The 15,382-nt window shown below is 71.9% G+C and carries 15 protein-coding genes; 6 read left to right on the forward strand and 9 right to left on the reverse strand.

Features of this window, described 5'->3' with window-relative positions; genetic code table 11:
- Positions 1-125: 125 nt before the first annotated feature.
- Entirely contained in the window at positions 126-1,361 is a 1,236-nt protein-coding gene (locus ACIOGX_RS08015; protein ID WP_401911207.1) for a S8 family serine peptidase, read from the reverse strand.
- Positions 1,362-1,565: 204 nt separating this feature from the next.
- A complete protein-coding gene (locus ACIOGX_RS08020) occupies positions 1,566-2,198 on the reverse strand; it encodes a TetR family transcriptional regulator (protein WP_401911210.1) in 633 nt (210 codons plus the stop codon).
- Between the two features lie 238 nt (positions 2,199-2,436).
- Between ACIOGX_RS08020 and ACIOGX_RS08025 the strand changes: the two genes are divergently transcribed.
- From ACIOGX_RS08025 to ACIOGX_RS08035, 3 genes are read left to right on the forward strand one after another with little or no spacing between them, the layout of a single operon-like run.
- The gene (locus tag ACIOGX_RS08025) at positions 2,437-3,843 is read left to right on the forward strand and encodes a glycosyltransferase family 4 protein (RefSeq protein ID WP_401911212.1); all 1,407 of its coding nucleotides are present in this window, start codon (positions 2,437-2,439) and stop codon (positions 3,841-3,843) included.
- Positions 3,837-4,580 (forward strand): methyltransferase domain-containing protein, encoded by a 744-nt coding sequence (locus tag ACIOGX_RS08030; protein ID WP_401911214.1) that lies wholly within the window; start codon positions 3,837-3,839, stop codon positions 4,578-4,580. Before ACIOGX_RS08025 ends, ACIOGX_RS08030 begins: the two co-directional genes overlap by 7 nt.
- 2 nt (positions 4,581-4,582) lie before the next feature.
- Positions 4,583-5,698: a prenyltransferase gene (locus ACIOGX_RS08035; RefSeq protein WP_401912022.1), complete on the forward strand. Its 1,116-nt coding sequence runs from the start codon at positions 4,583-4,585 to the stop codon at positions 5,696-5,698.
- 25 nt (positions 5,699-5,723) lie between these two features.
- Here ACIOGX_RS08035 and ACIOGX_RS08040 read toward each other — a convergent pair whose 3' ends face one another.
- The 5 genes from ACIOGX_RS08040 to ACIOGX_RS08060 form a co-directional block, all read right to left on the reverse strand.
- The gene (locus ACIOGX_RS08040; protein WP_129768747.1) at positions 5,724-6,017 is read right to left on the reverse strand and encodes a hypothetical protein; all 294 of its coding nucleotides are present in this window, start codon (positions 6,015-6,017) and stop codon (positions 5,724-5,726) included.
- Between the two features lie 166 nt (positions 6,018-6,183).
- Positions 6,184-7,014 (reverse strand): hypothetical protein, encoded by an 831-nt coding sequence (locus ACIOGX_RS08045; RefSeq protein ID WP_401911217.1) that lies wholly within the window; start codon positions 7,012-7,014, stop codon positions 6,184-6,186.
- 277 nt (positions 7,015-7,291) lie between these two features.
- Positions 7,292-8,215: an N-acetylmuramoyl-L-alanine amidase gene (locus tag ACIOGX_RS08050; RefSeq protein WP_401911220.1), complete on the reverse strand. Its 924-nt coding sequence runs from the start codon at positions 8,213-8,215 to the stop codon at positions 7,292-7,294.
- A 49-nt stretch (positions 8,216-8,264) separates the two neighbouring features.
- Positions 8,265-8,945 (reverse strand): class I SAM-dependent methyltransferase, encoded by a 681-nt coding sequence (locus ACIOGX_RS08055; RefSeq protein WP_401911223.1) that lies wholly within the window; start codon positions 8,943-8,945, stop codon positions 8,265-8,267.
- A 132-nt stretch (positions 8,946-9,077) separates the two neighbouring features.
- Positions 9,078-10,877, reverse strand: a complete 1,800-nt coding sequence (locus tag ACIOGX_RS08060) for an MFS transporter (RefSeq protein ID WP_401911226.1) — start codon at positions 10,875-10,877, stop codon at positions 9,078-9,080.
- 328 nt (positions 10,878-11,205) lie between these two features.
- Between ACIOGX_RS08060 and ACIOGX_RS08065 the strand changes: the two genes are divergently transcribed.
- Positions 11,206-11,859, forward strand: coding sequence for a ClpP family protease (locus tag ACIOGX_RS08065; protein WP_401911229.1), 654 nt, complete (start codon positions 11,206-11,208; stop codon positions 11,857-11,859).
- 58 nt (positions 11,860-11,917) lie between these two features.
- Positions 11,918-12,529: a ClpP family protease gene (locus ACIOGX_RS08070; RefSeq protein ID WP_401912025.1), complete on the forward strand. Its 612-nt coding sequence runs from the start codon at positions 11,918-11,920 to the stop codon at positions 12,527-12,529.
- A 7-nt stretch (positions 12,530-12,536) separates the two neighbouring features.
- Here ACIOGX_RS08070 and ACIOGX_RS08075 read toward each other — a convergent pair whose 3' ends face one another.
- A complete protein-coding gene (locus ACIOGX_RS08075) occupies positions 12,537-13,040 on the reverse strand; it encodes a helix-turn-helix domain-containing protein (protein WP_401911232.1) in 504 nt (167 codons plus the stop codon).
- Positions 13,041-13,204: 164 nt separating this feature from the next.
- Here ACIOGX_RS08075 and ACIOGX_RS08080 point away from each other — a divergent pair, with 164 nt between their 5' ends.
- Entirely contained in the window at positions 13,205-14,644 is a 1,440-nt protein-coding gene (locus ACIOGX_RS08080; RefSeq protein WP_383967740.1) for an MFS transporter, read from the forward strand.
- A 28-nt stretch (positions 14,645-14,672) separates the two neighbouring features.
- Here ACIOGX_RS08080 and ACIOGX_RS08085 read toward each other — a convergent pair whose 3' ends face one another.
- On the reverse strand, positions 14,673-15,305 hold the full coding sequence (locus ACIOGX_RS08085; protein ID WP_356507477.1) for a response regulator transcription factor: 633 nt from the start codon (positions 15,303-15,305) through the stop codon (positions 14,673-14,675).
- Positions 15,306-15,382: the final 77 nt, after the last annotated feature.

The raw sequence follows: 15,382 nt of genomic DNA on the forward strand, positions 1-15,382 counted from the left end.
GCCGCGTGAAGTGACCTTCGTCGGGTGAGCCTCGTCGGGTGAGCCCGGCCGAGTGACCCGGCTCCCCGTCCGGACCGTGGCGTGTACGCGACCCGCGTACACGCCACGGTCGCGTCATCTCCTCATCAGAGACCGTCGGTGTAGAGGAGACGGTTGGGGGAGCCGGTGCTGATGGGGAACACGGTGTCCTTGTCGGCCCGCTCGGTGAGCCAGTCGGCCACATCCTCCGGGGCGGCCGACGGGTTGCTCTCCTTGTAGAGGGCCGCGACCCCGGCGACATGGGGGCTGGCCATGGAGGTGCCGTTCAGCGCGACGGAGCCGCCGCCGAGCCTGGCGGAGACGATGGCGACGCCGGGGGCGTAGGTCTCCAGACACGTGCCGCGGTTGCTGAACCGGGCCTCCTGGTCCTCACTGTCGGACGCGCCGACGGTGTAGACGTCCGAGGCGCGGGCGGGCGAGACGCCGCAGGCGTCCACCGCGTCGTTGCCGGCCGCGACGACGGGCAGCACGCCGTGCGCCGCGATGGCGTTGACCGCCGTGTCGACCGCGCTGGACGCGGGGCCGCCGAGAGAGGCGTTGAGGACCGCGGGCTGCCTGGCGTTCTTGGCCACCCAGTCGAGGCCCGCGATGACCCCGGCCCAGGTGCCGTTGCCCTTGCAGCCGAGCGTACGGACGCTGACGAGGGAGGCGGCACGGGCCACGCCATAGGTGGCGCCGCCGGTGGTGCCCGCCACATGGGTGCCATGACCGTTGCAGTCCTGGCCCATACGCCCGTCGCCGACGGCGTCGAAGCCGACGGTGGCACGCCCGCCGAACTCGCTGTGGGCGGTCTCGATCCCGGTGTCGACGATGTACGCCGTGACGCCCTTGCCGGTGCCGTTGACCATGAACTCTCCGTCGAGCGGGAGTCTCCGCTGGTCGATCCGGTCCAGCCCCCAGCTCAGCGCGGGTACCCGGTCCCGCGCGGCCCCTGTCTGTTCCGCCCCCGCCTGCTCGGCCCGCCACTGCCCCGGCCGGGTCGACGTCGGGCTGACGGTGACCCGGCTGTTCTCCTCGATGGCCCGGACGGCCGGGAGCGCGCGCACCTGGGACAGCTGGGCCGAGGAGAAGGCGGCGGTGAATCCGTGCAGGACCTTGTCGTAGGTGAACAGGGGGGAGAGGCCGAACTGCCGCAGGACGGTGGCCGGCGAGAACCCGGGCTTGAGGGTGACGATGTACTGACCGGGGACCGCGTTGGAGGAACGCTCGACCGGGACGAGGCTCTCCCGGGGGACGGCCGTGGCGTCACCGCCGCTGGTGCCGCTGATCAGGGGGGCGAGCAGCAGAACGGCGGCGGATGCCCAGCGCGCGCTGAGACGCATAGATGCTCCTTGGATGGCGGGAAAACCGCTCGCGGCCGGAGGGGACCCGCGAGGTGTGAACACCCGTCCTTCGTCCACAACACACGGGCCGCTTGAGCGATGACCACCGGATGGAGCAAGAACACCTGCCCGGTGCCGCCGGGCGCCGGCCGGTGTCGCCCGGAGTCGCCCGGTGCCGTGCGGTGCCGCCCGGCCGGCGGTCCGTCAGACGGCAGGCCCGCCGGGTCCCGCGGCCGTCAGGTCGATCAGCCGGCAGACCGTCTCGATGTCCGACTTCACCTGTGCGATCGTGGCCCGGCCCGAGAGCCAGGTGATCAGGGCCGCGTGCCAGGTGTGCTCGACGACGCGTACGGCGGAGAGCTGCTCGGGCGTCGGGCCCTGCGGACCGATGGACGGGCCGATCGCGTCGAGGATGATCGCCGTCGTCCGTCCGATGACCCGGTCCACCTCGTCGCGCACCCCACGGTCCGCGAACGTCAGCGCCCGTACCATCGCGTCGGCGAGATACGGATCCCGCTGGAGCGCGCGGAAGGCCCGCAGCAGCGTCTCGGCCACCCGCTCCGCCGGGCTGTCGCTCGCGGGCGGCCTCCTGCGCAGGGTGGTGTGCAGATGTTCCAGCTGATCCTGCATCGTCGCGACCAGCAGATGGACCTTCGAGGGGAAGTACCGGTAGAGCGTCCCGAGCGCGACCCCGGCCTCCTCGGCGACCTCGCGCATCTGCACGGCGTCGAAACCGCCCCGGCAGGCCAGCACGGTGGTGGCGTCCAGGATCCTGCGGCGCCTGGCTTCCTGGCGGCGCGTCAGCGGGGGTGACGCCGGTCTGATTTCCGCAGCCATCTGTCCCACTCCATTGAACGCGTCCGCTGAACGCGTCCGCATGCTTCGCCGCCTCCGGACCGCACAGCATGGCAGACACCCGCCGTGGCACGAATCACCTGCTCCGGCGGGTGCCGCGACGCTACTTGCCGGTAGATTCGAAGCCGTGGACGAACAACTCTGAAACTTGTTCTAGATTGTGGACAGCGGTTACGCTCCGGCGAAAACGCGGAGAGCGCAGTGAGACAGGGGGCCGAGAGTGACCGCTGAGGCCATAGAGGCGGGCACAGGACCGGGGCCCCGGGGCGGAAGTGACCGTCCGTCGGAGAGCGGCGGCGACCGGCCCCTGCGCATCGCCCTTCTCAGCTACAAGGGAAACCCGTTCTGCGGCGGCCAGGGCGTCTACGTCCGGCACCTGTCCCGTGAACTCGCCCGCCTCGGACACAGCGTCGAGGTCATCGGCGCCCAGCCGTACCCCGTGCTCGACGAGGGCATACCGCTCACGGAACTGCCCAGTCTCGATCTCTACCGGCAGCCCGATCCGTTCCGCACCCCGGGGCGCGACGAGTTCCGCGACTGGATCGACGGCCTTGAGGTCGCCACGATGTGGACCGGCGGCTTCCCGGAGCCGCTGACGTTCTCGCTGCGGGCCAGGCGCCATCTGGCCGCCCGCGCGGGGCAGTTCGATGTCGTCCATGACAACCAGACGCTCGGATACGGCCTCCTCGGAAACCTCGGCGCCCCTCTCGTCACCACCATCCACCACCCCATCACCGTGGACCGGCGGCTGGATCTGGAGGCGGCGGAGAACTGGCGGCGCCGGGCCTCCGTACGCCGCTGGTACGGCTTCACTCGTATGCAGAAGCGCGTCGCGCGGCGGCTGCCCTCGGTGCTCACCGTCTCCGGCTCCTCCAAGCAGGAGATCACCGACCATCTCGGAGTACGGGCCGACCGTATCGAGGTCGTGCACATCGGTGCGGACACGGAGCTGTTCTCGCCGGACCCGGCCGTGCCCGAGATCCCGGGCCGTATCGTCACCACCTCCAGCGCGGACGTCCCCCTCAAGGGACTCGTCCATCTCGTCGAGGCCCTCGCCAAGCTCCGCACCGAACACCCCGGCGCCCATCTGGTCGTGGTCGGCAGACGGGCCGAGGACGGCCCGGTCGCGCAGGCCATCGAACGGTACGGACTCGAAGACGCCGTCGAGTTCGTCAAGGGCGTCTCCGACGCCGAGCTGGTCGATCTGGTCCGCGGCGCGCGGATCGCGTGCGTACCGTCCCTGTACGAGGGGTTCTCGCTGCCCGCCGCCGAGGCGATGGCCACCGGCACCCCGCTCGTCGCCACCACAGGCGGCGCGATCCCCGAGGTCGCGGGCGTGGACGGGGAGACCTGCCTGGCCGTACCCCCGGGCGACGCGGGCGCGCTGGCCCACGCCCTCGGCCGGCTGCTCGACGACCCGGAACTGCGCGCCAGGCTGGGCGCGGCCGGCCGCGAGCGGGTGCTGCGGCGCTTCACGTGGGCGCGGGCCGCACAGGGCACGGCCGAGCTGTACCGCGCGGCGATCGCGCACTCCCCGAAAGCCGGCTCCCCGAACGCCCGCTCCTCGGCAGCCGGCCCCTCGGCCGCCCGCCCCTCCGACCGCGAAAGCAGGACGACCCAGTGCTGACCGTGGACTTCACCCGCTTCCCGCTCGCCGCGGGTGACCGTGTGCTCGACCTGGGGTGCGGCGCGGGCCGGCACGCCTTCGAGTGCTACCGGCGCGGCGCCCAGGTCGTGGCCCTCGACCGGAACGGCGAGGAGATCCGCGAGGTCGCCAAGTGGTTCGCCGCGATGAAGGAGGCGGGGGAGGCCCCCGAGGGCGCCACCGCCACGGCGATGGAGGGCGACGCGCTCAACCTGCCGTTCCCCGACGCCTCCTTCGACGTCGTCATCATCTCCGAGGTCATGGAGCACATCCCGGACGACAAGGGCGTCCTGGCGGAGATGGTGCGCGTACTGCGTCCCGGCGGACGGATCGCGGTGACCGTGCCCCGGTACGGCCCGGAGAAGGTGTGCTGGGCGCTCTCGGACGCGTACCACGAGGTCGAGGGCGGCCATATCCGTATCTACAAGGCCGATGAACTGCTCGGCAGGATGCGGGAGGCCGGACTCAAGCCGTACGGCACCCACCACGCGCACGCGCTGCACGCGCCGTACTGGTGGCTCAAGTGCGCGTTCGGGGTCGACAACGACACGGCGCTGCCCGTCCGCGCGTACCACAAGCTGCTGGTCTGGGACATCATGAAGAAGCCCCTCGCGACCCGGCTCACCGAACAACTGCTCAACCCCGTCGTGGGCAAGAGCTTCGTGGCCTACGCGACCAAGCCGCACCTGCCGGCCGCGTCCGCGGTGGCCGCCAAGTGACCTTGGCCGGCCGTGGCCCCCGTGCTACGGAACACCTCGTCCTGCCCGGAGTCCTCACCGCCGAGCAGGCCACCGAGACAGTCGCGGGCATCCTGGCGGCGCAGCGTCCGGACGGGGCGATCCCGTGGTTCCGCGGACACCATCTCGATCCCTGGGACCACACCGAGGCGGCCATGGCGCTGGACGCCGCGGACGAACCCGAGGCGGCGGCGCGGGCGTACGAGTGGCTGGCCAGGAACCAGAACGAGGACGGCTCCTGGTACGCGGCGTACGCCGACAGCACGCCGTACGCCGACGGCTCGCCGTACACCGGCACCGCGGCCATGCCGCCGGGCGACCGGGGCCGCGAGACCAACTTCTGCGCCTACGTGGCCGTCGGCATCTGGCACCACTATCTGGCCACCGGCGACGACGCGTTCCTCGACCGGATGTGGCCCGTCGTCCACGCCGCGATCGAGTTCGTCCTCGCACTCCAGCAGCCCGGCGGCCAGATCGGCTGGAAGCGCGAGGCGGACGGCACGGCCGTCGGCGACGCGCTGCTGACCGGGTGTTCCTCCGTGCACCAGGCGCTGCGCTGCGCGCTCGCGATCGCCGAGGAACGCGAGGAGCCGCAGCCGGACTGGGAGTTGGCGACGGGCGCGCTGCGGCACGCGATACGCGACCACCCCGAGCGGTTCCTCGACAAGAGTGCCTACTCGATGGACTGGTACTACCCCGTGCTCGGCGGCGCGGTGACGGGAGCGCGGGCCACCGCTCGGATAGCGGCGGACTGGGACCGCTTCGTCGTACCGGGCCTGGGGGTGCGCTGTGTCCTGCCCAACGCCTGGGTGACCGGCGGCGAGAGCTGTGAACTCGCCCTGGCGCTCTGGGTGATGGGGGAGTCCGACCGGGCGCTGGAGGTCCTCCAGTCCATCCAGCACCTGCGCGCCGACGGCGGCATGTACTGGACGGGGTACGTGTTCGAGGGCCATCGGGCCTTCTGGCCCGAGGAACTCACCACCTGGACGGCGGGGTCGCTGCTGCTCGCGGTGGCCGCCCTGGGAGGAGACGAGGCGACCACCGCGGTGTTCGGTGGCGAACGGCTGCCGCTCGGCCTGGAGCCGGACTGCTGCCGCTGATCGGCTGTCGCCGACCGGTGACTGATCAGAGCCGGCGCAGCCGGCCCGCGATGCCGTGGCCGACCAGCAGATAGACGACCGCGGCGAGACCGTAGCCGCAGACGACGCGCGCCCAGGCCTCGTTGAAGGTGAACAGATCGTAGGACCAACTGGCGAGCCAGCGGGCCGCGCCCTGGATGAAGTCCACCAGGTCGTTGGCGCGGTTGGCGTCCAGCAGGAACATCAGGATCCAGAGGCCCAGAATGAAGGCCATGATGTCCGCGACGACGATGATGATCGTCGCCACGGAGCCGCTTCCACTGCGATGTCGTGTGGCCATGTCAACCGTGTTACCGGTCGCGCCCGGCGGAAACCCATGGGTTATCGGTGATCCGTTCGAATCGCCCCGGACGTCGCGGCGGCGCACGTCACACGGCACACGACGACGGCCCCCCACCGGAAGGCGGGGGGCCGTCGTCGTACCGCTGGGATACCGCGGCGCGTGATCAGCCGCGCTGTATGCCGGACGTGTCCTGGAGGACTCCGCGCCGGCCGTCCTGCGTCTGGGCCACCAGACCGGGACCACGCTGCTCGACCGCGAGGTACCAGGTGCCGGGGGCCAGCTCGGCGATCGGGGACGGCGAGCCGTCCTCACCGAACAGCGGGCGGGCCACCGGTACGGCGAACCAGAACGGCGAGAAGTCTCCGGCGGGAGCGGCGCCGCCCTGCGACGGGCCGCCCTGGGCCGGGCCGCCCTGGGCCGGGCCGCTCTGCCGCGCCGCGGCAGCGGCGGCGGGCTGGCCCGCCTGGGAGCCGTACGGCTGCGGCTGGCCCTGCGTACCGTACGGCTGCTGCCCGGCCGGGTAGCCGTAGCCCTGGCCGGGGATGCCCGGCTGACCGCCGTACGGCTGCGGGGTCTGCGGCTTCGGGGCGCCGATGAGGGCGGCCTTCAGGGCCGGGACGACCGGCGTGGCGACGGCGGCGCCCGCCAGGATCAGCGCGGCGATGAAGCCGAGGATCAGACCGCTGCCCGCGCTGCCGTCACCGAGCAGGTACCAGAGGCCCGTCCAGGCCGCGAAGACCGACAGGGCGACACCGAGCTGACCGAGGTCGAGTCCCACGACCTTCCGCGGCTGGGGCAGCGCGCGGGCGGTGACGATCAGTGCCGCGGCGATGACCCCGGCCAGATGGATGCTCATCACGACGCCCAGCAAGTCCCAGGCATTCACGCCAGTGCTGAAGCTGGACTCGTAGAAATTGAGGAACGAGGCGATGAAGAGCAACACCGCTGCTCCGATCACCACGCCGTCGCCTCGAGTGAGGGAGCGGATGTTCACGTGAAAAGTCCTTCGTCTGTCGTCTGCGTCGGGGCGGTCGTCGCGGCCGCCGGTCTGGCGGTACACGGTGCGAAGCTCGGGGGCGGCTCCCTATCGTACGGATGAATGTATCGTCTCCCCGTTCCGGCCGTCTGCCGGGTATCGGGGGCCGGTATACGCCCGTTACGCGGGCCCCTGGGCGGAGTTCACCACTCCTGTCTCTCGTGCACCGTCCGCTTCACCGCTCCCGTTCGTCTCGCCCGCTCACCACTTCTTGTCGTCACTGTCGTCACTGTTGTCACTTCTTGAGGAATCCGCGGATTCCGGCCGCCAGCCCCTGAGCCGCCTTCTGCCGCCATTTCGCGTCGGTGAGCAGCGCGGCATCCGACGAATCGCGCATATTGCCGCATTCGATGAAGACCTTGGGCACGGTCGACAGATTCAGCCCGCCGAGGTCCGCGCGTACGTCGAGACCCGTGCCCTCGCCCAGATAGTTGGCGGGGGAGCCGCCGGTCTCGCGGACGAAATTTCCCACGATGTGTTCGCCGAGATCGCGCGAGGGGCCCACGATGGCCGTGGTGTCCGCTCCTCCGCCCTTGACCCGGGCGGGGAGGATCACATGGAATCCGCGATTGCCCGGAGCCGATCCGTCCGCGTGGACGGAGATCGCGGCATCGGCCTTCGCGGTGTTTCCGATACGGGCGCGCTCATCGACGCACGGGCCGTAAGGGCGTTCGTCGTCATGGGTGAATGTGACCGTCGCGCCCTCCTTTTCGAGCAGAGCGCGCAGGCGGTGGGAGACGTCGAGGGTGAACTCGGCCTCGGGGTAGCCGGCGTTGGTGGAGGTGCCGGTGGTGTCGCATTCTTTGGTGGTTGTTCCGATATCCACCGGCTCATTGATCTCGGCGGTGTGGTCGCGATTGCGCGGATTATGACCGGGGTCGATGACCACGACCTTGCCCGCGAGTGGTCGGGCGGGGGCGGAGGGCTCGGCCGGGGTGGTGCCACCGGGAACGTCGTCGTCCCGAGTGTCACCGGAGGCGGAGGAGGAGGCGGCGGCGCCGGCCACCGAGGCGGCGGACGGACCGCCGTCCGGGCCGCTCATCCCCTGCCAGACGAGCCACCCCGCCACGGCGGTCGGCACCAGTGCGGCGACCGCGAGGGTGAGGGTGCTCCGGCCGGAACGGCCGCGGGTGGGCTGCTGACTCTCGTCGTACGACACCGTCGCGATGGTAGACCGTCGGGCGGTGTGGGCCGGGGAGCGCGGCCGGTCAGCCGGCCGGTGCCGTAGGACTTGCCGGTGCAGTGGGGCTTCCCGATGCCGTACGGCGCAGGACGCGCAGCGAGTCGGTCACGGACACCTCGGTGAAGGCGCCGGAGGCCAGGGCCCGGAGGTGGACGCGGTACGGGGCCTGCCCGCCGGCCGCCGGGTCGGGGAACACGTCATGGATGACGAGCAGCCCGCCCTCGACGAGACGCGGGGCCCAGCCCTCGTAGTCCCCGTTGGCGTGTTCGTCGGTGTGGCCGCCGTCGATGAAGACGAGTCCGAGCGGACCGCCCCAGACCTTCGCGACCTGCGGCGAACGGCCGACGACCGCGATCACCGCGTCCTCCAGGTCCGCCGCCCGGAGCGTGCGGCGGAACGTCGGGAGCGTGTCCATCAGGCCGGTGTCCGGATCGACGACGGACGGGTCGTGGTACTCCCAGCCGACCTGCTGCTCCTCGCTGCCGCGATGGTGGTCGACGGTGACGGCGACCGTACCGGCCTCGCGCGCGGCGGCGGCCAGCAGCAGGGTGGAGCGCCCGCAGTAGGTGCCGATCTCCAGCAGCGGCAGCCCGAGCGCGCCCGCCTCGGTGGCCGCCGCGTAGAGGGCGAGCCCTTCATGGACGGGCATGAACCCCTTGGCGGCCTCGAAGGCCGCGAGGATCTTCGGCGCGGGTGCCGGGGGCATCGGCTCTCCTCGTGCTGGTGCGATGGGTGGTACGAACCGTGGTGCGGAGCGCGGCACGAACCGTGGTACGGAACGTGGTCGCCCATGCTGCCGTACACCCCCGGCCGGCCGGCTGCCGGGGGTGAGGGCGGGTCAGGGGGCGACGGTGGTACGGCGCTCCCGCGCGCCCTGTCCGAGGACCAGATCGACATCGACCGGCACGCCGTCGCCGGGATACTCCGCGGGGAGCGCGTGCGGCGCGTACCCCGTGGCCGTTCCGGCCAGTACGTACCGTCCGCCGGACGGGGGCAGCAGCGTGTAGCGGCCCTTCTCGTCGGCGGTGGCCCGGCCCGCCTGCCGGCCCCGGGGGTCGATGAGCGTCACGTTCGCCCGCGCCACCGGCGTACCGTCCGTGTCCACCACCCGCCCGCGGAACCCGCCCGACCCGGCGACCAGCGTGGGCTGTGCGGTCCGGTCGGCGCCGGCCGCCAGGGGCTCCTGTCCCGGGGACTGTTGCGCGGGCCGTAGCGCCGAGCGCCGCGACGGCAGGAACGCGGCCAGCACCAGGCCGACGATCACCGCGCCCGTCGCGATGAGGAACGAGATACGGAATCCGTCCATGCTGGGGACCGCGACGCCCCCCGTCCGGATCGAGGTGTGCGCCAGCACCATGCCGATCACCGCGCTCGACACCGAGGTGCCGATGGAGCGCATCAGGGTGTTCAGACCGTTGGCCGCGCCGGTCTCCGACGGGTCGACGGCGCCGATGATCAGAGCGGGGAGCGAGGAGTACGCGAGTCCGATTCCGGCGCCCACGACGACCGAGATGACGATGGTCTGCCAGGCCGCGTTCATCAGGCCGAGGCCCGCTCCGTACCCGATCCCGATGATCAGCATGCCGAGCATCAGCGAGACCTTGGGGCCGCGCCGGGCGGAGATCCGGGCATAGACGGGCGCGGTGAACATCATCGTCAGACCGAGGGGCGCCACGCACAGACCGGCCACCACCATCGACTGGCCCAGGCCGTAGCCGGTGGAGGCGGGCAGCTGGAGCAGCTGAGGAAGGACGAGCGAGATCGCGTAGAAGGCGACACCGACCATGATCGAGGCGAGGTTGGTGAGCAGCACCTCACGCCGGGCGGTGGTGCGCAGATCGACCAGCGGGGCGGCGCTGCGCAGCTCCATCACGCCCCACAGCAGCAGGATGGCCACCGCCAGGCCGAACAGCCCGAGCGTGGTCGGTGAACCCCAGCCCCAGTCGCTGCCCTTGGTGATCGGCAGCAGGAGCGAGACGAGCCCGGCGGACAGCCCGATCGCGCCGAGCCAGTCGAAGGTGCCGTTGGCCCGTACCGAGGACTCCGGTACGTACCGGACGGTCAGCAGCATCGACAGCACGCCGAGTCCGGCCGCGCCGAAGAACAGCGCGTGCCAGTCGGCGTTCTGGGCGACCAGGGCGGCGGCGGGCAGCGCGAGCCCGCCGCCGACGCCTATGGACGAGCTCATCAGCGCCATCGCCGAGCCGAGCTTCTCGCGCGGCAGCTCGTCGCGCATGATGCCGATACCGAGGGGTATCGCGCCCATCGCGAAGCCCTGGAGCGCCCTGCCGACGATCATGATGACCAGGTCGTCGGTGAATCCGCAGATCAGCGAGCCGACCACCATGACGGCGAGGCTGGCGAGCAGCATCCGCCGCTTTCCGAAGAGATCGCCGAGCCGCCCCATGATCGGGGTGGAGACGGCGCCGGCGAGCAGCGTCGCGGTCATGACCCAGGTGGCGTTGGCGGGTGCCGTGTGGAGCAGGACGGGCAGGTCCTTGATGACGGGCACGAGCAGGGTCTGCATCACCGCGACGGTGATGCCCGCGAAGGCGAGGACGGGAACGATCCCGCCGGCCTGGCGGGGCGACGGATCCGGGAGCTCCCCGGCGTACTGATCGGTCGTCGTCGGTGGCATACGTGCGTCCTCCGGGCAGGAAGTAAGGGCAGCTGTGACGTGCGTGACAGGCGCTGTGGGTGCGTGACCGCAAGTGGATGCAGGATGAAACCTTCCATCCGGCCGCGATATTCCGGCGAACGCGATGCGAACGGCGCCGGAAGACGACTCCGGTCCTTTCGCCCGTTTTTCTGACGCTCCGTCAGACACGGGACACGCGCCCCCGGCTCTGCCCTCGGCGAATCTGCCACGGGCCGAGAACCCTTGGGCGGGCACCCGGCGGGACCGAGAGTGGGCACGACCGCGGCCACCAGCCGGCCGCGCCACCCGACGACCTACGGAGGACCCGATGCCCTCACTCCTCACCGGTGGGAACCCCGCCCTCGACCCGCGGGCCACCGCCGACGACACGCCCCCGACCCGGTTCGACGACCAGCTGGCGGCCCGGCTGCTGATGCAGCGGATCGTCTTCCTCGGCACCCAGGTGGACGAGGTCTCCGCGAACCGGGTCTGCGCCCAGCTGCTCCTGCTGTCGGCGGAGGACCCGCGTACCGACATCACCCTCTGCATCAACAGTCCGGGCGGCTCCGTGACGGCGGGGCTGGCGATCTACGACACGATGCGGCTGATCCCCAACGACGTCTCGACCCTCGTCATGGGGTTCGCCGCCAGCATGGGGCAGTTCCTGCTGAGCGTCGGGGAGCGGGGCAAGCGTCTCGCGCTGCCGAACGCGCGGATCATGATGCACCAGCCGTCGTCCGGCATCGGCGGGACGGCCGCCGACATCGCCATCCAGGCCGAGAACCTCGAATTCACGAAGAAGGCCATCGAGCGGATCACCGCGGAGCACACCGGCCAGACCGAGGAGACGATCTCCCGCGACGGCGACCGGGACCGGTGGTTCACGGCCGAGCAGGCGAGGGAGTACGGGATGGTCGACCGCGTGGTCGAGTCGCTCGACGACGTACGCCCGGCCGGTTCGCGGCGACGGATCGGACTCTGAGATGAGCCAGTACACGAGGGAGAGCCGGCACGCGGTGGAGAGCCGGTACGCGGTGGAGATGAGCCAGTACACGATCCCGACCGTCGTGGAGCGCACCCCGCAGGGGGAGCGGGCGTACGACATCTACAGCCGGCTGCTGTCCGAGCGGGTCATCTTCCTCGGCACCGAGATCGACGACGGCGTCGCCAACGTGGTCATCGCCCAGCTCCTCCACCTGGAGTCGGCGGGCCCGGAGCGCGAGATCGCGATCTACATCAACTCGCCGGGCGGCTCGGTCACCTCGCTCATGGCGATCTACGACACGATGACCTTCGTCGGCGCGCCGATCTCGACGTTCTGCGTCGGGCAGGCGGCCTCGACCGCGGCGGTGCTGCTGGCGGGCGGCGACACCGGGCGGCGGTTCGTCCTGGAGCACGCCCGGGTGCTGCTGGGACAGCCGGCGAGCGGCGGCCGGCAGGGGACGGTCTCGGACCTCAGTCTCCAGGCGAAGGAGATGCTCAGGATCCGCTCCGAGATCGAGGAGGTGCTCTCCCGGCACACGGGCCACGACCCCGCGACCCTCCGCGCCGACATGGACCGCGACAAGGTCTTCACCGCGCACGAGGCGGTGGCGTACGGGCTGGCCGACGCGGTCCTGAGCAGGCGGGCCGCGCCGGTCCCGGGCAGGTAGGGGAGCGTCAGGCGGCGAGGAGGCGTGCCTCGTACGACCCCGGGCCGCCGCGTCCGCCGCCCCGCGTCCCGGGCCGCCCCGGCAGCCCCGGCCGCTCCTGGCCGACAGTGGACGGACTGATCCGGGTCTGACGGGGGTGGGCCCGGCGCGTGTGTGTCCCGCCGAGACGGGTCAGTTCGCCGTGGCTCAGGGCGAGCAGATCGGCCAGCCCGAGGCCGAGGGCGCGGGCGGCGGCCGCGAGGACTTCCGACGAGGCCTCCTTGCGGCCACGCTCCAGCTCGGAGAGGTACGGCATCGAGATCCTGGCCGCCTCGGCGACATCCTTGAGCGTGCGCTCCTGGGCGAGGCGCTCGCGCCGCAGCACATCACCCACGAGGTGCCGCCACAGCGGCTCTCTGGGTTCCCCGGTCCCCGCGGGCGGCGAGGCGGCGGCGTCCGGGGCCGGCGCGGCAGCCGCCGCCACCGGGCGCAGGGGAATGACGCGGGCTTGGTCGGTCGCGTGGCTGCTCACCTTCCCAGGGTGGCGGAGCGTCGCGCCCGACGGGAAGAGAACGGCGTTCCGCCGTCGGCGAATTCGCGGAGGCCGCAGCGTCCGGGGCGTCCGGGGCGTCCGGGGGCGCGGGCCCGGGGCCTACGCCGAAATCCCGATGTACGGACCGTTCGACGCCTGCGACCATGACCGCCATGGTCCGAGCCCCCGCAGAAACCGACGCCGTCCATCTGTCCGCGCCCGCGCGGCCGGCCCGTACCTGGGCCGTGCTCCTCGCCGCCTGCGCCGGGCAGTTCCTCGTCGTCCTCGACGTGTCCGTGGTGAATGTCGCCCTGCCCTCGATGCGCGCGGACCTCGGGCTCTCCGGCACCGGGTTGCAGTGGGTGCTCAACGCCTACTCGATCGCGTTCGCCGGATTCATGCTGCTCGGCGGACGGGCCGCCGATCTCTTCGGCCGCAAGGCGATGTTCCTGACCGGGCTCACGGTGTTCACCCTGGCGTCCCTCGCGGGCGGACTCGCCCAGGAGGGCTGGCAGTTGCTCGCCGCCCGCGCCGTACAGGGGCTCGGCGCGGCCGTACTGGCGCCCGCGACGCTCACCATCCTGACGTCCGCCGTACCGGAAGGCGCCGCCAGGACCCGGGCCATAGGGACCTGGTCGGCGGTCGGCGCGGGCGGTGGCGCGGCCGGCGGGCTCGTCGGCGGCGTCCTCACCGACCTGCTGTCCTGGCGCTGGGTGCTGCTGATCAATGTGCCGGTCGGGGTGCTGGTCCTGGCGGGCGCGGCGCTCTGGCTGACCGAGTCCCGTACGGAGCGGGTACGGCGCCTCGATCTGCCCGGCGCGGTGCTGGTCACGGCCGGGCTCGCCACGGTCGCGTACGGCATCGTGCAGACCGAGGAACAGGGCTGGGGAGCGGCGGCGACGCTGCTGCCGCTGCTCGGCGGCGCGCTGCTGCTCGGCGCGTTCGTGGCGGTGGAGGCGCGGGCGAAGGCACCCCTGATGCCGCTCGGGCTCTTCCGGGTACGGGCCGTGTCCGCCGCCAACGCGGCGATGTTCGTCTGCGGCGCGGCCTCGTTCGCCATGTGGTTCTTCATGACGGTCTACGCCCAGAACGTGCTGGGATACACGCCGTTGGACGCCGGGCTCGCGCTCATCCCCAGCTCGCTGAGCATCGTGCTCGGCTCGAAGCTGGCGCCCCGGCTGATGCCACGGGTCGGTGCCCGGAACCTGGCGGTGCTCGGCACGCTGATGGCGGTGGCGGGGTTCGGCTGGCAGTCCACGATGACCGCCGACGGAACGTATCTCTCGTCGATCCTCGGCCCCGGCCTCCTGATGATGACCGGCATGGGGCTGGCCTCCACACCCCTGGCCGCGCTGGCGACGACGGGCGCGGCGGCCGGCGACGCGGGCCTTGTCTCCGGCCTGATCAACACCTCCCGGACGATGGGCGGCGCGCTCGGTCTTGCGGTCCTCTCCACGGTGGCGGCGTCCCGTACGGCGGGCGGCACGAGCCCGGAAGCGCTGACCGAGGGGTACGCGCTGGCGTTCAGGACGGGCAGCGGGGTGCTGCTGGCGGGGGTCGTCCTGATGGTGCTGTGGCTGCCGCGCCGGTCCTCGAACCCGTAACACCCGTACCCGGACAGGGGAAACGGCCCTACAGCCAGCCCTGCCCGCGGGCGGTGCGGACGGCCTCCATGCGGTTGCGGGTGCCGGTCTTGCCGATGGCCGACGAGAGATAGTTCCGTACGGTCGACTCGGACAGCCGCAGCCGGTCCGCGATATCGGCGACGGTCGCCCCGTCCACGGCCGCGTTCAGCACATCCCGCTCCCGCGCCGTGAGCGGACTCGGCCCCGCGCTCAACGCGGCGGCGGCCAGGGCGGGATCGATGACGGTCTCGCCGGTCAGCACCCGCCGGATCGCGGCGGCCAGCTCCTCCACCGGCCCGTCCTTGACGAGGAAGCCCGCGGCCCCCGCCTCCATGGCCCGCCGCAGATAGCCGGGCCTGCCGAAGGTGGTCAGCATCAGAACCCGGCAGTCGGGCACCTCGTCGCGCAGTGCCGCGGCAGCGTCCAGACCGCTGAGTCCGGGCAGTTCGATGTCCAGCAGCGCCACATCGGGCCGGGAGGTGAGCGCGGCGTCCACGATGGCGTCGCCCCGCCCGACCTGCGCGACCACCTCGATGTCCGCCTCCATGCCGAGCAGCAGGGCGAGGGCGCCACGCATCATGCCCTGGTCCTCGGCGAGGAGGACGCGTACGCACGTGGCAGGTCTGTGGTCCCGCGGCATCTCCGTCACGAGCACAGCGTAGGGCGGGGCGGACGATGCCACGGGCCCCGGAGCCGGGAGTCCCCGGCGGACCCGCT

This window comes from Streptomyces sp. NPDC088147 (genome assembly GCF_044741565.1).
Lineage (GTDB): Bacteria > Actinomycetota > Actinomycetes > Streptomycetales > Streptomycetaceae > Streptomyces.